The organism is Mycolicibacterium obuense (genome assembly GCF_055397605.1).
In genome coordinates this window covers 2,350,033-2,369,087 of sequence record NZ_AP043663.1, presented here as the reverse complement: position 1 = coordinate 2,369,087, position 19,055 = coordinate 2,350,033, and the positions used below count along the sequence as shown (strand labels likewise).

General features: G+C 69.1%; 21 protein-coding genes. 5 read left to right on the top strand and 16 right to left on the bottom strand.

The window, feature by feature from the left end; all coding sequences use genetic code 11:
* The first annotated feature begins 13 nt into the window (after nt 1-13).
* Nucleotides 14-1,219: an FAD-dependent monooxygenase gene (locus ACZ50N_RS11375; protein ID WP_464475395.1), complete on the top strand. Its 1,206-nt coding sequence runs from the start codon at nt 14-16 to the stop codon at nt 1,217-1,219.
* On the opposite strand, the gene ACZ50N_RS11370 is transcribed toward ACZ50N_RS11375, so the two are convergent.
* The 4 genes from ACZ50N_RS11370 to ACZ50N_RS11355 all read right to left on the bottom strand — a co-directional run bounded on the left by ACZ50N_RS11370 (nt 1,179) and on the right by ACZ50N_RS11355 (nt 4,312).
* Nucleotides 1,179-2,045: an HpcH/HpaI aldolase/citrate lyase family protein gene (locus ACZ50N_RS11370; protein ID WP_464475394.1), complete on the bottom strand. Its 867-nt coding sequence runs from the start codon at nt 2,043-2,045 to the stop codon at nt 1,179-1,181. The genes ACZ50N_RS11375 and ACZ50N_RS11370 overlap by 41 nt on opposite strands.
* Before the next feature lie 75 nt (nt 2,046-2,120).
* Nucleotides 2,121-2,645 carry a transcription antitermination factor NusB gene (gene nusB, locus ACZ50N_RS11365; protein ID WP_464475393.1) on the bottom strand — a complete coding sequence of 175 codons (525 nt, stop codon included), beginning with the start codon at nt 2,643-2,645 and terminating at the stop codon, nt 2,121-2,123.
* Entirely contained in the window at nt 2,642-3,205 is a 564-nt protein-coding gene (efp, locus tag ACZ50N_RS11360) for an elongation factor P (RefSeq protein WP_046366150.1), read from the bottom strand. Before efp ends, nusB begins: the two co-directional genes overlap by 4 nt.
* 21 nt (nt 3,206-3,226) lie before the next feature.
* Complete coding sequence (locus ACZ50N_RS11355) at nt 3,227-4,312, bottom strand: M24 family metallopeptidase (protein ID WP_464475392.1); 1,086 nt, start codon at nt 4,310-4,312, stop codon at nt 3,227-3,229.
* 33 nt (nt 4,313-4,345) lie between these two features.
* Here ACZ50N_RS11355 and ACZ50N_RS11350 point away from each other — a divergent pair, with 33 nt between their 5' ends.
* Nucleotides 4,346-4,957: a B-4DMT family transporter gene (locus ACZ50N_RS11350; protein ID WP_464475391.1), complete on the top strand. Its 612-nt coding sequence runs from the start codon at nt 4,346-4,348 to the stop codon at nt 4,955-4,957.
* Here ACZ50N_RS11350 and aroB read toward each other — a convergent pair.
* From aroB to ACZ50N_RS11305, 9 genes are all read right to left on the bottom strand, one after another.
* Entirely contained in the window at nt 4,954-6,039 is a 1,086-nt protein-coding gene (gene aroB / locus ACZ50N_RS11345) for a 3-dehydroquinate synthase (RefSeq protein ID WP_464475390.1), read from the bottom strand. The two genes, ACZ50N_RS11350 and aroB, sit on opposite strands and share 4 nt — an antisense overlap.
* Nucleotides 6,036-6,695: a shikimate kinase gene (locus tag ACZ50N_RS11340; protein WP_464475389.1), complete on the bottom strand. Its 660-nt coding sequence runs from the start codon at nt 6,693-6,695 to the stop codon at nt 6,036-6,038. The genes aroB and ACZ50N_RS11340 overlap by 4 nt, the downstream gene beginning before the upstream one ends.
* Entirely contained in the window at nt 6,695-7,909 is a 1,215-nt protein-coding gene (gene aroC / locus ACZ50N_RS11335) for a chorismate synthase (RefSeq protein WP_048422167.1), read from the bottom strand. Before aroC ends, ACZ50N_RS11340 begins: the two co-directional genes overlap by 1 nt.
* Before the next feature lie 45 nt (nt 7,910-7,954).
* On the bottom strand, nt 7,955-8,398 hold the full coding sequence (locus ACZ50N_RS11330; RefSeq protein WP_464475388.1) for a prepilin peptidase: 444 nt from the start codon (nt 8,396-8,398) through the stop codon (nt 7,955-7,957).
* Nucleotides 8,399-8,407: 9 nt separating this feature from the next.
* On the bottom strand, nt 8,408-9,217 hold the full coding sequence (locus ACZ50N_RS11325; protein WP_464475387.1) for a shikimate dehydrogenase: 810 nt from the start codon (nt 9,215-9,217) through the stop codon (nt 8,408-8,410).
* Between the two features lie 4 nt (nt 9,218-9,221).
* Nucleotides 9,222-10,469 (bottom strand): endolytic transglycosylase MltG, encoded by a 1,248-nt coding sequence (locus tag ACZ50N_RS11320; RefSeq protein WP_046366158.1) that lies wholly within the window; start codon nt 10,467-10,469, stop codon nt 9,222-9,224.
* Nucleotides 10,462-11,013, bottom strand: a complete 552-nt coding sequence (gene ruvX, locus ACZ50N_RS11315) for a Holliday junction resolvase RuvX (RefSeq protein WP_464475386.1) — start codon at nt 11,011-11,013, stop codon at nt 10,462-10,464. Before ruvX ends, ACZ50N_RS11320 begins: the two co-directional genes overlap by 8 nt.
* A gap of 5 nt (nt 11,014-11,018) precedes the next feature.
* Nucleotides 11,019-13,715, bottom strand: coding sequence for an alanine--tRNA ligase (gene alaS, locus ACZ50N_RS11310; protein WP_464475385.1), 2,697 nt, complete (start codon nt 13,713-13,715; stop codon nt 11,019-11,021).
* Nucleotides 13,716-13,812: 97 nt separating this feature from the next.
* On the bottom strand, nt 13,813-14,214 hold the full coding sequence (locus tag ACZ50N_RS11305; protein WP_048422171.1) for a secondary thiamine-phosphate synthase enzyme YjbQ: 402 nt from the start codon (nt 14,212-14,214) through the stop codon (nt 13,813-13,815).
* A gap of 98 nt (nt 14,215-14,312) precedes the next feature.
* Here ACZ50N_RS11305 and ACZ50N_RS11300 point away from each other — a divergent pair, with 98 nt between their 5' ends.
* Nucleotides 14,313-14,630: a GlsB/YeaQ/YmgE family stress response membrane protein gene (locus tag ACZ50N_RS11300; RefSeq protein ID WP_046365928.1), complete on the top strand. Its 318-nt coding sequence runs from the start codon at nt 14,313-14,315 to the stop codon at nt 14,628-14,630.
* A 246-nt stretch (nt 14,631-14,876) separates the two neighbouring features.
* Entirely contained in the window at nt 14,877-15,383 is a 507-nt protein-coding gene (locus ACZ50N_RS11295) for an FBP domain-containing protein (protein ID WP_464475384.1), read from the top strand.
* Here the strand turns inward: ACZ50N_RS11295 and ACZ50N_RS11290 are convergent.
* On the bottom strand, nt 15,380-15,850 hold the full coding sequence (locus ACZ50N_RS11290; protein WP_464468235.1) for an SRPBCC family protein: 471 nt from the start codon (nt 15,848-15,850) through the stop codon (nt 15,380-15,382). The two genes, ACZ50N_RS11295 and ACZ50N_RS11290, sit on opposite strands and share 4 nt — an antisense overlap.
* A gap of 248 nt (nt 15,851-16,098) precedes the next feature.
* Between ACZ50N_RS11290 and ACZ50N_RS11285 the strand changes: the two genes are divergently transcribed.
* Nucleotides 16,099-17,307, top strand: coding sequence for an IS110 family RNA-guided transposase (locus ACZ50N_RS11285; RefSeq protein ID WP_464473412.1), 1,209 nt, complete (start codon nt 16,099-16,101; stop codon nt 17,305-17,307).
* Here ACZ50N_RS11285 and ACZ50N_RS11280 read toward each other — a convergent pair.
* The gene (locus ACZ50N_RS11280; protein ID WP_464475383.1) at nt 17,278-17,625 is read right to left on the bottom strand and encodes an ArsR/SmtB family transcription factor; all 348 of its coding nucleotides are present in this window, start codon (nt 17,623-17,625) and stop codon (nt 17,278-17,280) included. The genes ACZ50N_RS11285 and ACZ50N_RS11280 overlap by 30 nt on opposite strands.
* Nucleotides 17,626-17,724: 99 nt before the next feature.
* Nucleotides 17,725-19,053 carry a replication-associated recombination protein A gene (locus ACZ50N_RS11275; RefSeq protein ID WP_046365932.1) on the bottom strand — a complete coding sequence of 443 codons (1,329 nt, stop codon included), beginning with the start codon at nt 19,051-19,053 and terminating at the stop codon, nt 17,725-17,727.
* Nucleotides 19,054-19,055 lie beyond the last annotated feature (2 nt).

Below are 19,055 nucleotides of genomic sequence, written 5' to 3'. Positions count from 1 at the left end.
TACATTACGAGGCGTGAATAACCCCACCGTGCTGATCAACGGTGCCGGTATCGCCGGTCCGTCGCTGGCCTTCTGGCTGAACCGTGCGGGCTATCGGGTCATCGTGCTCGAATTGGCGTCCGACATCCGGCCCGGCGGCCAAACCGTGGATCTGCGCGGCACCGGCCGCGACGTCGTGGAGCGGATGGGACTGCTCGACCAGATGCGCGCGCGGGCGCTCGAACAGAGCGGCGCGGCGTGGGTGAAGTCGGATGGCAGCCGACGGGCGGAGATGCCGGTCACCGCGTTCGGCGGCAATGGCCTGGTGTCGTCGCTGGAGATCCTGCGCGGCGATCTCGCGGCAGTGCTCTACGAGGCCACCCGCGACGACGTCGATTACCGGTTCGGCGCCACGATCATCGGCCTCGAGCAGGACGAGAACGGGGTCATCGCCACCTTGGCCAACGGCACCCGCCTGCCTGTCGACCTCGTCGTCGGCGCAGACGGGCCGCACTCGGCCGTGCGCCGCGTCGCATTCGGCCCCGAGGAGCGCTTCGTCCGCCCCCTCGGCGGCTACCACGCGTGGTTCTCCGCCCCGGACACCGTCGGTCTCGACGGCTGGTTCCTGCTCTACCAGGCGCCCGGCGGCCTGAACGCGTCGATGCGTCCGTCGCACGACCCGGCAATAGCCAAGGCGGGCCTGGCTTTTCAAGCCGAACCGCTGGACTACGACCGCCACGACATCGACGAGCAGCGGCAGATGCTGGTCGAGCGTTTCGCTGGAGCGGGGTGGCACTGCGATGCACTGCTGGCCGCCGCAGCGGACGCCGACGACTTCTACTTCGACGCCTTCGCGCAAGTGCACATGTCGACGTGGTCAGCGGGGCGGGTGACGTTGGTCGGCGACGCCGGTTACTGCGCGTCTCCGCTGTCGGGGATGGGCACCAGCCTGGCGCTCGTCGGTGCCTACGTGCTGGCCGGGGAACTCGGGCCCGCGGAGCACCTCGACACCCATCGACTCTCGTCGGCACTGGCGCGCTACGAAGAGGTGATGCGTCCCTACGTCGACCGGTGTCAGGACCTTCCGCGCGGCGTCGAGGGTTATGCGCCGATGAGGGAGTCCGACATCGTGATCACCGCGGCGGTGATGAAGTGGTGCCAGCGTTGGCCGTTCCGATCGATCGCCGAGAGGAAGTGGTTCACCACTGCGGATTCGATGGCGCTGCCGGACTATCGCTGAGCACTCCGAGTTTCGCGGCCAGGTCCAGGATCGCTTCGGCGCGGGCCCGGGTGGGGCCGGCGCTGCCGTCGTACTGGCTGGTGGGGGCGTCGAGGCGCGCCAACGTCGCACGCGCGCTGTCGATCTCGTCGGATGACGGACTCATCAACGCGTTGATCGTGCCCGCGTGTTCACCGTCCAGACACAGCCGGCCGGTCATGCCTGCCGCCTTGGCCACCTCGGTGTCGCGCGGCAGTTCGGCGGCGTTGATGCGCAACGTCGGACCGTCGATGGGTGCAGGCAGACCCGCCGCCCTGCTCGCGATCACCAGGCGGGCGCGCGGGTAGGCCAGCACCATCGGATCGGCGCACATGCCGGTATCACGACGAAAATCACCGATTCCGAACGCGATTCGGGCGCACGAGCGCGCGATCTCCAGAGCGGACTCGATCCCGAGCGCGGATTCGATCAACGCGACCACTGGCGTCCCGGCCGGCAATCGCTGCGCGGTCGCGACCACATCGTGTGCGGATTCGACCTTGGCGAGCATGATCCCGCGCAGACCGGGCGCCGCAGCCACCACATCCAGGTCGGCATGCCAGTCCGGCGTGCCCGCGCTGCTGATCCGGACCCAGGCGGAGCCATCGCCGTACAGCCACTCGGCGACAGCCCGTCTCCCGGCAGGTTTCTCCGCAGCGGGAAGCCCGTCCTCGATGTCGAGAACCACCACGTCGGCATCCGACGGCAACGAGCGCCAGAAACCCGGGCGTCCCGGCTGCAACAACCAGGTCCTCGCCAGCGACCAGTGCGGCCGGCGAACACAGTGTGTTTCAGGAAAGACCGTCACCCTTGTGATGGTCGCCGACCCACCCGGTCAGGTCCAGGTTGCGCACATTTAGTTCATCGCGGGCAACACGAGAGTTCACCCGTTGGCGCCGGTCGCGCCCTCGGTGCCGTTGCTGACCGCACGCACTGCCTCCGCGGCGGCCCGGATCTGCGGTGTCACCAGCATCACCTGGCCAAGCACCCCGTTCACGAATCCCGGCGAGTCGTCCGTCGACAACCGCTTCGCCAGCTCGACCGCCTCGTCGACGGCCACCGGCTCGGGCACGTCCTCGGCGTGCAGCAACTCCCACACCGCGACCCGCAGGATCGCGCGGTCCACGGCGGGCAGCCGATCCAGCGTCCAGCCCTGCAGATGTGAGGAGATGAGATCGTCGATGTGCGCCCGATGCTCCGTGACGCCGCGCGCCACCGTCACCGTGTACGGATTCAGCGGCGCAAGCCCGTCATCGTCAGACCAATCGTCGGTCTGCTTCTGCGCCAACGCATTTCGCGCCTCTGCGACCTCAGCCGGGGTGATGTCGCGGGCCTCTGCCTCGAACAGAAGATCGACCGCGCGTTTGCGGGCCTGATGGCGGCCCCGGTCACCACGCCGGTCACTCACCCATTGACCCTTCCCAAGTAATTCCCGTCGCGCGAGTCCACCTTCAGCTTGTCGCCGGTGTTGATGAACAAGGGCACCTGGATCTCGGCGCCCGTCTCCATCGTCGCGGGCTTGGTGCCCGCACTCGACCGGTCGCCCTGCAGGCCCGGCTCGGTGTGGCTGACCAACAGCTCGACCGTCACCGGCAGCTCCAGGTACAGCGCGGTGCCGTCGTGGAATGCGATCTGCACGGGCATGCCCTCGAGCAGGAACCCGGCCAGCCGGCCGACGAGAGCTTCGGACAGCGGGTGCTGCTCGTAGTCCTCGGAATCCATGAACACGAAGTCCGAGCCGTCGCGGTACAGATAGGTGGCGTCGCGCCGGTCGACGGTCGCGGTCTCCACCTTCACCCCGGCGTTGTAGGTCTTGTCGACGACCTTGCCCGACACCACGTTCTTGAGCTTGGTGCGCACGAAGGCAGGGCCCTTGCCGGGCTTGACGTGCTGGAATTCGACGATCTGCCACAGCTGGCCGTCGATCTGCAGGACGAGCCCATTCTTGAAGTCGGCGGTCGATGCCACGGTGGGGTGTACTCCTAGCGTCTAGAGGATCATCAGGTCCTTGCCGAACCTGGTCAGTAGTTCGGGCCCCTCCGGGGTGACCGCCAGCGTGTCCTCGATGCGGACGCCGCCGCGATCGGGCAGGTAGACACCGGGCTCGACGGTCACTGCGGAGCCAGCAAGCAGTGTACCGGCGGCGGCGGAGTTGATTCCCGGCGCTTCGTGGATCTGCAGGCCGACCCCGTGTCCGAGCCCGTGACCGAAGTTCTCGGCATAGCCGGCATCGGCGATGACCTGCCGCGATGCGGCGTCGACGTCGCGCAGCACCACCCCGGGCGCCAGCGCGTCCCGGCCCGCGCGCTGCGCGTCGGCGACCAGGCCGTAGATGTCGTGCTGCCACTGCGCCGCGGGCGCCAGGACGAACGTGCGCGTCATGTCCGAGTGGTAGCCGCCGACGAGCGCGCCGAAGTCGATCTTGACGAAGTCGCCGGCGGCGAGCACCGCCTCCGTCGGCCGGTGGTGCGGGATGGCCGAGTTCGCCCCGGTCGCGACGATCGTCTCGAACGACGCGCCGTCGGCGCCGTGTTCGAGCATCAGCGCCTCCAGCTCGTTGCGCACCTGCTTCTCGGTGCGCCCCGCGCGCAGACCGCCACGCTGCACCAGATCGTCCAGCGCCGCATCCGCGGCAGCGCACGCCCGGCGCAGCAGCTCCAGCTCAGCCGAGTCTTTGACCTCCCGCAGCGCCTCGACCATGCCGGCGGCACGCGTGAACTCGACCTGCTCCCCTGCGGCCTCGGTCAGCCCCGTGAACGCGTCAACGGTGACCACGTGACTCTCGAAGCCCAGTGTGCGTACCCCGTCCGAGGCAGCCCGCGCCGCCAGGTGCGGTCCGCACGCCCGCTCGATGACGACCTCCGCGTCAGGCGCCTGAGCGGCCGCCTGCGTGCGGTAGCGCCCGTCGGTGGCCAGCACCGGCGTGTCGCGCTCGGCGAGGACCAGCAGAGCCGCGTTGGAGCCGGTGAAACCAGACAAATAGCGAACGTTGACCAGGTCTGTCACCAGCACAGCGTCGAGTCCGGCGTCAGCCAGACGCTGGCGCAGCCGGTCGCGGCGGGCGGAAATCGTCACGGCCGCTGACGCTACTCGCTAAGGTGAGGCCCCATGAGCAAGTGGCTGCTGCGCGGACTGGTGTTCGCTGCCCTGATGGTGATCGTCCGATTGCTGCAGGGAGCGCTGATCAACACCTGGGAAACCAAGGCCGGTCTGATCAGCGTCGTCCTGGTCGTTCTGTACGCGATCGCCGTCTTCGTGTGGGGCCACATCGACGGGCGCGCCGACGCCCGCGCCAACCCCGATCCGGACCGACGTTCCGATCTGGCGATGACGTGGCTGCTGGCCGGGCTGTTCGCCGGCGTGGTCAGCGGCGCGGTCGCCTGGTTCATCGGGGTGTTCTACAAGAACCTCTACGTCGAAGGCCTGCTCAACGAGCTGACCACGTTCGCGGCGTTCACCGCGCTGCTGGTGTTCCTGTTCGCGATCATCGGCGTCGGCCTGGGCCGCTGGCTGGTCGACCGCAAGACGCCGAACACGCCGCGTCGCCGCGACGGTGACGACGACCGGGCCGACACCGACGTGTTCGCCGCCGTGCGCGACGACAGGGACGTGCAGGACTACGACCGCCACCACGAGGACGCCGAGACCGAGAGGCACACCTCCCCCGTCGCCGTCGCCGAGCACGACGACGACACCGAGAAGACGCGGCGCGAGAACTAACTGCTCTCGCGCGCCACCTCGGCGTAGGCCGCCGCCAGCAGCGACGGGTCGGGTCCCTCCAGGCGACCCGGTTTGGCCAGCCCGTCGAGGACCACGAACCGCAGCACACCGGCCCGGGTCTTCTTGTCGCCCATCATCGATTCCATCAGCGCGGGCAGCGCTTCGGCGTCGTAGCTGACCGGCAGCCCCAGCGAGGTCAGGACCGAGCGGTGGCGCTCGGCGGTCGCGTCGTCCAGACGTCCCGCGAGCCGGCCCAACTCGGCGGCGAAGACGAGCCCGACGGACACCGCGGCGCCGTGGCGCCACTGGTAGCGCTCCCGCCGCTCGATCGCGTGCGCCAGGGTGTGGCCGTAGTTGAGGATCTCCCGTAGCGCGGATTCCTTCTCGTCGGCGGCCACGACCTCCGCCTTCACGGCGACCGCGCGCCGGATCAGCTCGGGCAGCACATCGTCGCTCGGGTCCAGGGCCCGCTGCGGGTCGGCCTCGATCATGTCGAGGATCACCGGATCGGCGATGAAGCCGGCCTTCACGATCTCGGCCATGCCGGCGATGATCTCGTTGCGCGGCAAGCTGTCCAGCGTCGCGAGGTCGATCAGCACGGCCGCCGGCTGGTGGAACGCGCCGACGAGATTCTTGCCGGCGTCGGTGTTGATGCCGGTCTTGCCACCCACCGCGGCGTCGACCATGCCGAGCAGCGTGGTGGGCACGTGCACGATGTCGATTCCGCGCAGCCAGGTCGCCGCGGCGAAGCCCGCCACGTCGGTGGCGGCGCCGCCGCCGAGGCTGACGATCGCATCCTTGCGGCCGATCCCGATGCGGCCCAACACTTCCCAGATGAAGCCGACCACCGGCAGCTCCTTGCCACCCTCGGCATCCGGGATCTCGATGCGGTGCGCATCGATTCCCTTGTCGGACAGGTGAGCTCGGATCGCTTCGGCGGTCTGGGCGAGGGTCGGCTGATGCAGGATCGCGACCTTGTGTCGGCCGTCGAGCACGCGGCCGAGATCACCGAGCAGACCGGTGCCGATGATGACGGGATACGGCGGGTCGGTGCGGACCTCGACGGTCACCGGTTCGGTCACGGCACGTCCTTGCGTCGACACGGGGATCCTTTCCTGGCCGCCACCGTGGCGGGACTGGGTGGCGCCTCCGTCGACGGCGCCGCGGTCAATGACAGTGGGGCACGGCGCCACGACGGGCGGCGGCGCCGCCGGTCGGCCCGCGCTGCGGCCGGGTTGTCCAGCCGCGCGACGATGTGGCGCACCACCGCCGCGGGGTTGCGGCGGTTGGTGTTGACGCGCACGGTCGCCACCTGCCGATACAGCGGAACACGTTGTGACATCAGCGCTTTGAACTTCTCGGCCCGGTCGGGGCCGGCCAACAGCGGGCGCACGGTGGAGCCACCGGTGCGGCGCACACCTTCTGCCGCGCTGATCTCCAGGTAGATGACGGTCTGGCCGGCCAGCGCATCCCGCACGCCGGCCGTCGTGATCGCGCCACCGCCGAGGGACAGCACACCGTCGTGGGACGCCAGCGCCTCGCGGATGACGGCTTCTTCGATGCGCCGGAATTCCGCTTCGCCGTCGGTGGCGAAGATGTCGGCGATCGTACGGCCGGTGCTCTTCTCGATCGCGGCGTCGGTGTCGAGCATCTCCACCCCGAGCGCCTTGGCCAACCGTCGGCCGATCGTGGACTTGCCCGAGCCGGGCAGCCCCACGAGCACGGCCTTGGGCGCCATCAGCCCGACGCCCTGACCCCGTCGGTGGCGGGTTCGCGCGCCGCGACGGCACGCAGGTAGGTCTCGATGTTGGCCCGGGTCTCGGTCAGCGAATCTCCGCCGAACTTCTCCAGGGCCGCCCGCGCGAGCACCAGCGCCACCATCGTCTCGACGACGACGCCCGCGGCGGGCACCGCGCACACGTCGGAGCGCTGGTGGATCGCGACGGCTTCCTGCCCTGTCGCCATGTCGATGGTCGCCAGCGCACGCGGCACCGTCGAGATGGGCTTCATCGCCGCTCGCACCCGGACCGGCAGTCCGTTGGTCATGCCGCCCTCCAGGCCGCCGGCACGATTGGTCGAGCGCATCACGCCGTCGGGACCGGGATACATCTCGTCGTGCGCGACGCTGCCGCGCCGGCGTGCGGTCTCGAACCCGTCGCCGATCTCCACGCCCTTGATGGCCTGGATGCCCATCACGGCGGCGGCCAGCTGGCTGTCGAGCCGGTTCTCACCGCTGGTGAACGAGCCCAGGCCGACGGGGAGGTTGTGGGCCACCACCTCGACGACACCGCCGAGGGTGTCTCCGTCCTTCTTGGCGGCTTCGATCTCGGCGATCATCGACGCCTCGGCAGCCGAGTCGAAGGCACGGACCGGGCTGTCGTCGATCGCCGCGAGGTCACCGGGCTGCGGCGGGGGCCCGTCGTAGGGCGTCGAGGCGCCGATGGAGATGACGTGCGAGACGACCTCCACTCCGAGCGCCTGCCGCAGGAAGGCCCGGGCGACGGTACCCGCCGCGACGCGGGCCGCGGTCTCGCGGGCGCTGGCCCGCTCGAGCACGGGGCGGGCGTCGTCGAAGCCGTACTTGAGCATGCCGGCGTAGTCGGCGTGACCGGGGCGGGGCCGGGTCAGCGGGGCGTTGCGGGCGGCGCTGTCGGCCAGCACGGCCGCATCGACCGGATCGGCGGCCATCACGGTTTCCCACTTCGGCCATTCGGTGTTGCCGATCTCGATCGCCAGCGGCCCACCCAGCGTCACACCGTGGCGCAGACCGGCGAGCACCGTCACCTGGTCTTGCTCGAACTTCATCCGGGCACCCCGGCCGTAGCCGAGCCGGCGACGCGCGAGCTGGTCGGCGATGTCGGAGGTGGTCACCTCGACGCCGGCGACCATGCCCTCGACCATCGCGACCAACGCTCGACCGTGGGATTCCCCTGCTGTGGTCCATCGCAACACGTGTCCCAGTTTCGCATGAGGCGGCCGGGGTCCGGAAAACGGCGACTACCGCAGCGTGGGGTCAGTCAGCGCCATCACCACTGCCGCAGCCGCGGTCAGGCACATCGCCGGACCGTGCGGCACCGGCGTGCGCACTCCGCGCAGCACGCGCACCCCACCCCACAGGCCCGTGAGCAGCGACGCACCGATGGCGCACAGTGCCCACGCCTGCATGCCGAAGGCCCCGGTCAAGCCACCCACCCCCACTGCGAGCTTGACGTCGCCGGCACCGAGGGCGCCGGCAGCGCCCAGGTGCACGACGGCGTAGATCCCGGTCAGCGCCAGCGCGCCGAGCAGCGCTTCCAGGCCGCGCCCGGTCAGCGCGGCCACCACCAGGATCACCACCGCGCCGGGCAGCGTGAGCAGATTCGGCAGGCGGCGATATCGCAGGTCGTGGACGCTCAACGCGATCAACCAGCCGGCCACCACGGCGAACCCGATCTCCCCCACCCGTCGAGGCTAAGCGCCGGACAGCACCGCTCTCATCGCCTCTTTCGGTGCGGGTAGTCCGGTGAACAGCTCCACCTGGGTGAACGCCTGATTGAGCAGCATCTGCAGGCCGCTGATGACGTGGCCGCCCCGCGCGGCGACAGCCGCGGCCAACGGCGTCGGCCACGGTTCGTAGATCGCGTCCAGCAGCACGGGCGTGCCGGCGAAGACCTCCGCGAACGGGGCGGCGGCGTCGGCGGGGATCGTGTTCACCACCACCTGCGCGGCAGCGACGACATCGGCCACACCGGCTCCCTGTAGATCGCAGAACTCGGCGTCGACCCCACTGCGCCGCGCCACCTCGAGCGCGCCGGCGGCCTTCTCGGCGCTGCGTGCGACGACGGTGACGGTGCGTGTGCCGCGCGCCGCCAGGCCGGCCACGGCAGCCGGTGCGGTACCCCCGGAGCCGATCACGATGGCCCGCTCGGCGGGCGGCACGTCGGCCAGTGCACCGGCCACGCCGTCGACGTCGGTGTTGTCCGCATGCCAGCCGGCCGGACAGCGCACCAGGGTGTTGGCCGAACCCAGCAGCCGGGCCCGCTCGGTCGCCTGGTCGGCGAACTCCAACGCGGCGAACTTGCCGGGCATCGTCACCGACACACCGACCCATTCCGGTCCGAATGCCGACACCAGGGCCGGCAGCTGCTCACCGGTGCACTCGATGCGGTCGTAGGTCCAGCCGTCGAGGCCCAGCGCCCGGTAGGCCGCCAGGTGCAGCTGCGGGGAGCGCGAGTGGGCGATCGGCGAACCCAGCACGGCCGCCCGGCGAGCGGCGCTCACCGCGTCAGCGGGCCGAGTCGAGCACACCGTTGCGGCGCGCCAACTCGATGTTGGCCAGGTGCTGCTCGTACTCACGGGTGAACAACGTGGTGCCCTGCATGTCGATCGTGACGAAGTACAGCCAGTCCCCCGGCGCCGGCTGTTCGGCCGCCGCCAGCGCGGGGCCACCGGGTGAACAGATCGGGGTGGCGGGCAGACCGGGCCGCACGTAGGTGTTCCACGGGGTGGCCTGCGCGCGGTCCCCGTCAGTGGTGGCGACCTCGATGCGGTCGAGCGCGTAGTTGACCGTGGAGTCGAACTCGAGGGTGCGGTTCTCGGCGAGGCGGTTGTAGATGACGCGCGCCACCTTGGCGAAGTCCTGCGGCTTGGCTTCCCGCTGCACCAGTGAGGCGACGGTCAGGATCTGGTAGGGCGACATGTTGAGGTTCGTCGCGGTCGTGAGCAGCCCGCTCTGCTCGTACTGTCCGGCGCTGCTGGTGATCAGCGTGGACAGGATCTCCTGCGGGGTGGCCGAGGGGTCGATGTTCCAGGTTCCCGGCGCGATCAGACCTTCCAGTCGTCGATGATCGGCGCCCATCGCGGTCACCGGCTCGACCGCCCACTGCGGCACCCCGAGTGCCGCCGGGGTGGCGGTGCCGGCGATGGCCTTCAGATCCGCGGCCGACACGCACCGCTGGTTGTCGTCGAGGTCGACGCAGCTGGCCTTCGAGATCAGCGTGAAGATGCCGTCGGTGACGGCCTTGGTCTTGACGTCGGACACGTCGTCGAGCTGACGACCCTCCGGGATCACCAGCTTGCCGACCCGATTGGCCGGATCCGCCAGCCGCGACACCGCACTCGACGCCGGGATCTCGGTGCGCACCTTGTAGAAACCCGGCTGGATCGCGGCGATGGAGTCGTTGCCGTCGGCGGCGTCGACGAAGGACTTGACGGTGGCGACCACCTTGTTGTCCAGCAGCGTCTTGCCGATCGCGGTCGTCGAGTCGCCGTCGTGGATCTGGATGACGACGTCGTTGACGCCGCTACCGGTGTAGTCGTTGTCGCCGCCGCCGAACAGCGAGTTCCACATCCGCGAGCCGAGGAGCACCGCGACGACTGCGACGACCACGACGACGGACACCGCGGTCACCGCGGCCACTCTCCGCCGGCGGCGAAGCCGGTTCTCCCGCGCGCGCTGCCTGCGGGTCATCCGCTGCCGCGGAGGCCCCACCGCCAGCGGCTCTGCTCGGTCACCGTGCCAGTCGTCAGCCATCCCTGGCCTCTCCCTGTGGGGACAGCGCCGCCCGCCGCTGATCCAGCCAGTTCTGCAGAATCCCCACCGCTGCAGCTTGGTCGATCACCGCCCGCTGACCGCGGGCGCGCACGCCCGCTTCGCGTAGCGCACGCTGCGCGGTCAGGGTGGTGAAACGTTCGTCGACGTAGCGGATCGGCACCGGGGCGATCCGTCCGGCCAGCGCGTCCGCGACCTCGACCGCGTCGCGCGCCGACGAACCCGCCCGGTCGGCGAGTGTGCGCGGCAGACCGACGATGACCTCGACGGCCTGGTATTCGTCGACCAGCCCTGCCAACCGCTTGATGTGCCGGTTGCCTCGGCGGTCCCGGGGCACCGTCTCCACCGGGGTGGCCAGCATGGCGTCGGGATCGCTGACCGCCACGCCGATCCGCACGGATCCGACGTCCACCCCGAGCCGACGGCCCCGTCCCGGATCCGGCGTCGTGGCGGGGTCACCGGGACGGTCCGGTCCCCGGTCGGCGTCGTCGGTGCCACCGGGGGCGTCCTGGGGGGCGTCGGGCACGCTGCTCAGCTCCGGCCGATCTCCGCGCGCAGCGCCTCGAGCGCGGCGTCGATGCCTGCGGCGCCCCGACCGGATCCCTGCGCCAGATCGGCTTTCCCGCCACCGCGGCCGTTGACCGCACCACCGAGAACCGTGATCAGGTCATTGGCGCGCAGTCCGCGGTCCTGGGCGGCCGGATTCACCGACACCACGAAGGGCACGGCGTCGTCGTCAGCTTCGGCGATCAGCGCGACCACGGCTGGGTCGCTACCCAGCTTGCCGCGGATGTCGCCGACGAGGGAACGCAGGTCACCCGCCGAGATCCCGCCGGCCATGCGCTGCGCCACGAGCCGCACTCCACCGATCTGCTCGGCGCCCGCGGCGGCGTTGACCGCCGCGGCGCGCGCCGTCGCCAACCGCATCCGGTCGAGTTCCTTCTCGGCGGCCCGCAGGCGCTCCACGAGCGTCGCGACGCGGGCGGGCACCTCGTCCGAGGGCACCTTCAGCGACGAGGCCAGCCCCGCCATCAGCGCCCGTTCCTTGGCGAGGTGGCGGAACGAGTCGAGCCCGACGTACGCCTCGACGCGGCGCACACCGGAGCCGACCGACGATTCGCCGAGGATCGTCACCGGGCCGATCTGCGCGGAGCGTCCGACGTGCGTGCCGCCGCAGAGCTCCAGCGAGAACGGCCCACCGATCTCGACCACGCGGACTTCATCCGGGTACGACTCGCCGAACATCGCCATGGCGCCCATCGCCTTGGCCTTCTCCAACTTCTCGTGGAAGGTGTGCACCTCGAAGTCGGCTTGCACCGCTTCGTTGGTGACCTCCTCGACCTGCGCGCGCTGCTCGTCGCTCAGCGCGCCCTGGAAGTTGAAGTCGAACCGCAGATAGCCGGGCCGGTTCAGAGAGCCGGCCTGAACGGCGCCCGGTCCCAACACCTGTCGCAGCGCGGCATGCACCATGTGGGTGCCGGAGTGGCCCTGGGTGGCGCCGCGACGCCACTGCGGGTCGACCGCAGCGGTCACGGTGTCGCCCTCGACGAACTCGCCCGATTCGACGTTGACCCGATGCGCCCACAGCGTTTTCGCGATCTTCTGCACGTCGGTGACCGCCGCCTTGGCCGCCTCCGACGAGCCGGTTCCGCTGATGTGGCCCTCGTCGGCGATCTGTCCGCCCGATTCGGCGTAGAACGGGCTGCGGTCGAGGATCAGTTCGACCCGCTCGTGCGCGCCCTCGCGGCCGGCGTGCGAGACCACCGGCACCCGCTTGCCGTCCACGAAGATGCCGAGAATCCTTGCCTCGGTGGTCAATTCGTCGAAACCGGTGAACTCGGTCGGGCCGGCGTCGACGAGCTCGCGATAGGCGCTCAGATCGGTGTGGGCCTGCTTGCGTGCGGCCGCATCAGCCTTGGCGCGCTGCCGCTGCTCGGCCATCAGCGCGCGGAATCCCTCTTCGTCGACGCCCAGGTCGGCCTCGGCGGCCATCTCCAGCGTCAGCTCCAGCGGGAACCCGTACGTGTCGTGAAGCGTGAAGGCATCCGATCCCGACAGCCGCGAGGCGCCCGTCGCCTTGGTCGCCCGCGCCGCGTCCTCGAAGAGCCGCGACCCCGAGGCCAGCGTGCGATTGAACGCCGCCTCCTCGGCGACGGCGATGCGGGAGATCCGGTCGAAGTCGTTGACCAACTCCGGGTACGACGGTCCCGTGGCGTCGCGGACCGTGGCCATCAGGTCGGCCATGAACGCATCCTCGATGCCGAGCAGCTTGGCGGCCCGGATGATCCGGCGCAGCAGCCGGCGCAGCACATAGCCACGCCCCTCGTTGCCGGGGCTGATCCCGTCGCCGATGATGATCGCCGCGGTGCGGCTGTGGTCGGCGATGATGCGGTAGCGGACATCGTCAGCGTGGTTGCCCTGCCCGTATCCACGCGGCGCGCGGGCGGCCATCAGGTCGATGGCGGGGCGCAGCAGGTCGGTTTCGTAGACGTTGTCCACACCCTGCAGCAGGCACGCCACGCGTTCGATGCCCATGCCGGTGTCGATGTTCTTGCGCGGCAGCGGGCCGAGGATCTCGAAGTTCTCCTTCGAGGTGCCCTCGCCGCGCTCGTTCTGCATGAACACGAGATTCCAGATCTCGATGTAGCGGTCTTCGTTGGCCTCCGGGCCGCCCTCGATGCCGTACTCCGGACCCCGGTCGTAGTAGATCTCCGACGACGGTCCGCACGGCCCGGGGATGCCCATCGACCAGTAGTTGTCGGCCATGCCGCGCCGCTGGATGCGCTCGAGCGGCAGGCCGGCCACCTCCTGCCAGTAGCCGATCGCCTCGTCATCGTCGAGATAGACGGTGGCCCAGAGCTTTTCCGGATCGAAGCCGTAGCCGCCCTGCTCGACCGGGTTGGTCAGCAGCGACCAGGCGAACTCGATGGCGCCCTTCTTGAAGTAGTCGCCGAAGCTGAAGTTGCCGGCCATCTGGAAGAACGTGTTGTGCCGGGTGGTGATGCCCACCTCGTCGATGTCCGGGGTGCGGATGCACTTCTGGATGCTCACGGCGCGGTCCCACGGCGGGGTCCTGGCGCCGAGGAAATAAGGGACGAACTGCACCATGCCCGCGTTGACGAACAGCAGGTTCGGGTCATCGAGGATCACCGACGCGCTGGGCACCTCGGTGTGTCCGGCGTTCACGAAGTGATCAAGGAACCGCTTCCTGATCTCGTGTGTCTGCACTCCTGCTGCCCTTCGGGTCTGGTCAGCGGGGCCGATCGGCCGCCACCTGCGAATACTCGACCGCACCACAGTACCGGGCCACCACCGCGGCAGACGTTCACCCCGACACGAAGCTGAGCCGCACGCTGCGCCGGGCGTTGTCCCTGTTCAGATCGACCAGCACGACGCTCTGCCACGTGCCGAGCAGAGGTTCTCCGCCGCTCACCGGCACCGTGATGGACGGCGCGACCAGGCCGGGCAGCACGTGGTCGGCGCCGTGACCGGGCGAGCCGTGCGCGTGCCGGTACCGATCGTCGCGGGGTAGTAATCGCTCCAGCGTCTCCACCAGGTCGTCGTCGGAGCCGGCGCCGGTCTCGAGGATCGCCACCCCCGCGGTGGCGTGCGGCACGAAGACATTGCACAGACCGTCGCCGCGGGAGGCGCAGAAGTCGCGAACCTCGTCGGTCAAATCGACGGTCCGTCGACGGCGGGTGTCGACCTCGAGCACGTGCGTGTCCACCCGATCGAGCCTACGGACCCCGCGCGGGATTGACGCGAGCGTTTATTGCCGTCCGGGCTCGGGTAGCCAGCGCTCAGCCGCAATCCTTGGAGGAAACCATGACCGTCACCGGCATCTTCACCGCAATTCTCATCGGCATCGTGGTCGGCGCACTGGGCCGGCTCGTCCTGCCTGGTAAGCAGCCCATCGGCATGCTGCTCACCATCGGAGTGGGCATCGTGTCCGCGTTCGTGGGTACTGCGATCGCTCGTGCGGTCGGAATTCCGACCGCCACCAACGGGATCGACTGGATGGAACTTCTCGTTCAGGTCGTTGTCGCCGCGCTGGGCGTGGCGCTGGTGGCTTCGCTCATGGGCCGGCGGCGCAGCCGCACCGGCCTGATGGGTGGGGGCCGCCGATCCGGAATCCTGCGCTGACGCGCGAGACTCCGTTCGTGGTGATCCCGGCTGGGCCCCCGACCAGTCGGGATCACCCCCGTCCGACGGATAATTCGTTGGCCCCCAACGGGGTCACCCACTAACGTCTTCCCGGTGAACATCCGAGTCGAGGAGGTCGTCGGCGCTCCCGCCGACATCAGATGACCGCGCCCCGTCGCCGACCTGCGGGTCGGCGACATCGTCGTGTCCTCACTCACCTGTGCGCCACATGCGCACCCTCCTCGGATGGTTTCGTTCATGCACGTCTACACCCCTGACCAAATCCTGGGCGCCTTCCGCGGCGCGACCCGCAGCGAAGTCAAGAAGGTCACTTTCGCCGCCGATTTCGACACCGTCGAGTTCAACGCCCTGGAGTACTACGGCTGGACCGATCCGAAGATCCCGCGCCGCGCCTACCTCGTGCTCGAACGTTCCGACGGGCCTGTCGCGCTGCTGCTCCACCGCGCACCGACCACGCCCCGGGGACGGACCATGTGCACCTGGTGCAACGACGTCACCCTCCCCGAGGACGCGGTGCTCTACAGCGTGCGCCGCGCCGGAGCCGCAGGCCGCAGAGGCGGAACCCTCGGCACCTTGATCTGTGCGGATTTCGGATGCTCGAGGAACGTGCGGCGGCTCCCGCCCGCCTTCCACAAGGGCACCGACCTCGAACGCATCCGCGCCGAGCGGATCGAGGACCTGCGCCGCAAGGTGCACGGGTTCGTCGACAAGGTGCTCGATACTGACGGTTAGAGAGTCGGCAGCAGTTCGTCGAGCTTGTCGTACCCCTCGGTCATGCCGCCCTCCATTCCCGAGGACAGCAGCGCATCCCGCGCCTCGGTCGTCGGGCAGATCGAGCGTCCGCGCAGTCGCGAGCGGCCGTCGCCGAGGTCGTCGAACCACAGGTACTCGAGGTTCACCATGTCGGGCGCGCCGTCGAATTCGAAGGTCTGCACGATGAATTCGCCCGTGCGCACGGTGTGGAAAGTGCCGTTGAACGAGAAGGCGCCGCGCTCGTTGCGGTGGGTGTAGCGGTAGCCGCCGTGATCGCGGAAATCCCACTCGGCGATTTCCATCTCCAGGTCGCGCGGCCCGAGCCACTGCCTGACCAGGTCCGGGTCCGCGTGCGCGGCGAACAGTGCGGCGACCGAGGCGTCGAAGTCCCGGGTGAACTCCATGGCGAGGGTGTCCACCGGTGCGGTCAACTGCAGTGTCTTCATCGTGGGTGTCCTTAAGTTCGTAGGTGCAGTTACTTCGTGTTGTTACGTTGTGCTGTGACCCGGGTGGGTCGGGTGAGGCTGTGTGGGTGTAGCCGGCCCTGGTGGTGCGGCTTGAAAGGACTGGCCGCCCGGCCTGCCTGGACTTCTCTGGCCGCTGATTGAGATCTGCGATGTGATCGCTTGTTTAAGGAAATGCTGGCGGGGTTGTCCGTGGGAATGATGTTGGCAGACAAACGAAAAGAGAATCGATGACAACGGACCAGTTGTGGGCTGGTGTGGATGTCGGTAGGGAACATCATTGGGTGTGTGTGGTCGACACCACCGGGACAGTGGTGCTCTCGCGCAAGCTGGTCAACGACGAGCAGTCCATCCGCGAGCTGATCACGCAGGTCGACGGGTTGGGGCCGCGGGTGTCCTGGACGGTGGACCTGACCATGACCTACGCCACCCTGCTGTTGACGGTGCTGGCCGACGTTGGCAAGTCGGTGCGCTATCTGGCGGGCCGAGCGGTGTGGCAGGCCTCGACGGTTTATCGCGGAGGTGAGTCCAAAACAGACGCCAAAGATGCCCGCGTGATCGCTGATCAATCGCGGATGCGCGGGCAGGATCTGCCGGTCTTGCATCCCGACGACGACCTGGTCACCGAACTTCGGATGCTGACCGCTCATCGCGCTGATCTGGTGGCTGATCGCACCCGCACCATCAACAGGCTGCATCAGCAACTGATCGCCATCTGCCCAGCGTTGGAACGGGTCGCCGAACTCAGCTCCGACCGCGGCTGGGTGGTGCTGTTGGCGCGCTACCAACGACCCAAAGCCATTCGGCAGAGCGGTGTTTCGCGACTGACGAAGATACTGTCCGATGCTGGAGTCCGTAACGCGTCGACCATCGCCGCCGCTGCTGTCTCGGCCGCCAAGGCCCAAACAGTCAAGCTGCCCGGCGAGGAGGTCGCCGCCACCCTGGTCTCTGAACTGGCCCAGGGGGTGATCGCCCTCGATGACCGCATCAAGACCACTGACGCCAACATCGAGGGCCGATTTCGCCGCCATCGGCTGGCCGAGGTGATCACCAGCATGCCCGGTATCGGATTCCGACTCGGCGCCGAGTTCCTGGCCGCAGTCGGTGATCCCGCGCTGATCGATTCGGCCGACCAACTCGCTGCCTGGGCCGGCTTGGCCCCGGTGTCTCGAGATTCGGGAACGCGGACCGGAAACCTGCGCACCCCCAAGCGCTACAGCCGTCGTCTGCGTCGAGTCATGTACATGTCGGCGCTGACCTCGATACGTTGTGACGCCGACTCTCGGGCCTACTACCAGCGCAAACGAAACGAAGGAAAGCGTCCGGTCCCGGCCACCATCTGCCTGGCGCGACGCCGCACCAACGTCCTCTACGCACTCATCCGCGACAACCGCACCTGGCAACCTGATTCACCCCCCGTCACCACAACGGCGGCTTGACTTCTCCATTGAGAGTCCTTTCTCCGTGAGCAGCTGGTCCAGCTGCCGGTAGTTGCGTTCGGCGTCGAGCCGGTAGCGGTCGATCCACGCCGTCATGGCCTCCAGCGCACCCGCATCCAGGTGCACGGGACGCCGCTGGGCGTCGCGGGTGCGTGTCACCAGCCCGGCCTCCTCCAGCACCCGAATATGCTTGGAGACAGCCTGTTTGGTGATGGCGAACGGTTCCGCCAGCTCGTTGACCGTGGCCGCGCCACGGGACAGCCGTGCAACCAATGCGCGCCGCACCGGATCGGAGAGCGCCAGAAATGCGCGGTCCAAGCGGTCCTCGTCGTCGGCCAGTGATCAACCTTTCCTTTGATCAACCAATTGGTTGTTTACATGACGATAAGCGGTGGCCGGTATCCAGGTCAAGGGGTCTCAGCGTTTCCGGCGGATGATCGCGCGCAGCTTCTCCACCCGCGTCGAGATCTCACGCTCCGCGCCGTGGGTGGTCGGGCGGTAGTAGTCGACACCGACCACCTCGTCCGGCGGATACTGTTGCGAGGCAACACCACCCGGTTCGTCATGGGCGTATTTGTAGCCGACCGCGTTGCCCAGCTTCTGCGCCCCGGCGTAGTGCCCGTCGCGCAGGTGCGGCGGGACCAGACCTGCTTTGCCGGCCCGGATGTCGGCCATCGCCGCCCCGATCGCGGTCGTGACCGCGTTCGACTTCGGCGCCGTCGCCAGGTGCACCGTGGCGTGGGCCAGCGTCAACTGCGCCTCGGGCATGCCGATCAGCGCGACGGTCTGGGCGGCCGCGACCGCCGTGGGAAGGGCCATCGGGTCGGCCATGCCGATGTCCTCGCTGGCCAGGATCATCAGCCGGCGCGCGATGAACCGCGGGTCCTCCCCCGCGACCAGCATGCGCGCCAGGTAGTGCAGCGCCGCGTCGACATCGGAGCCGCGCACCGACTTGATGAACGCGCTCACCACGTCGTAGTGCTGGTCGCCGTCGCGGTCGTAGCGCACCGCCGCCTTGTCCAGGGACTGTTCGATCACCTCGACGGTGATCTCCCCCGACTCCGCGGCGACCTCGAGCGCGGTCAGCGCCCGCCGGGCGTCCCCGGCCGACAGCTGGACCAGTAGATCGAGTGCCTCGTCGGTGATCGGCACCGTGCCGGCCAGACCGCGCTCGTCGTCGAGGGCGCGGCGCAGCACCGCGGTGATGTCCTCGGGGGTCAGTGGCTGCAGTTGCAGGATCAGCGAGCGGCTCAGCAGCGGCGCCACGACCGAGAACGACGGGTTCTCGGTGGTGGCCGCGACCAGCAGCACCACCCTGTTCTCCACTGCCGCGAGCAGAGCGTCCTGCTGGGTCTTGGAGAACCTGTGTACCTCATCGATGAACAGCACCGTCTGTTCGCTGCGACGCAGCAGGGCCACCCGCGCCTCTTCGATGACGGCACGCACCTCTTTGACCCCGGCCGACAGGGCCGAGAGCGCCTCGAATCGGCGGCCGGTGGCCTGCGAGATCAGCGACGCCAGCGTGGTCTTGCCGGTGCCGGGCGGGCCGTAAAGGATCACCGACGCCGCCCCCGACCCCTCGACCAGCCGGCGCAGCGGCGAGTTACCGGTCAGCAGATGCTGCTGACCCACGACCTCGTCGAGTGACGCGGGCCGCATCCGCACGGCCAGCGGGACCGCCGCCCCGACCAGCTGCGCGTCTGAGGGCGCACGCTCGCCGGGAACGTCGAACAGGCTGTCGGACACGC

What these genes read in the sequence shown, in the direction of transcription:
- ACZ50N_RS11300 (WP_046365928.1), top strand. Translation starts at nt 14,313, where the DNA reads ATGACCGTCACCGGCATCTTCACCGCAATTCTCATCGGCATCGTGGTC.
- ACZ50N_RS11320 (WP_046366158.1), bottom strand. Translation starts at nt 10,469, where the DNA reads ATGGCTGACGACTGGCACGGTGACCGAGCAGAGCCGCTGGCGGTGGGG.
- ACZ50N_RS11295 (WP_464475384.1), top strand. Translation starts at nt 14,877, where the DNA reads ATGGTTTCGTTCATGCACGTCTACACCCCTGACCAAATCCTGGGCGCC.
- ACZ50N_RS11285 (WP_464473412.1), top strand. Translation starts at nt 16,099, where the DNA reads ATGACAACGGACCAGTTGTGGGCTGGTGTGGATGTCGGTAGGGAACAT.
- ACZ50N_RS11340 (WP_464475389.1), bottom strand. Translation starts at nt 6,695, where the DNA reads ATGGCGCCCAAGGCCGTGCTCGTGGGGCTGCCCGGCTCGGGCAAGTCC.
- ACZ50N_RS11350 (WP_464475391.1), top strand. Translation starts at nt 4,346, where the DNA reads ATGAGCAAGTGGCTGCTGCGCGGACTGGTGTTCGCTGCCCTGATGGTG.
- ACZ50N_RS11290 (WP_464468235.1), bottom strand. Translation starts at nt 15,850, where the DNA reads ATGAAGACACTGCAGTTGACCGCACCGGTGGACACCCTCGCCATGGAG.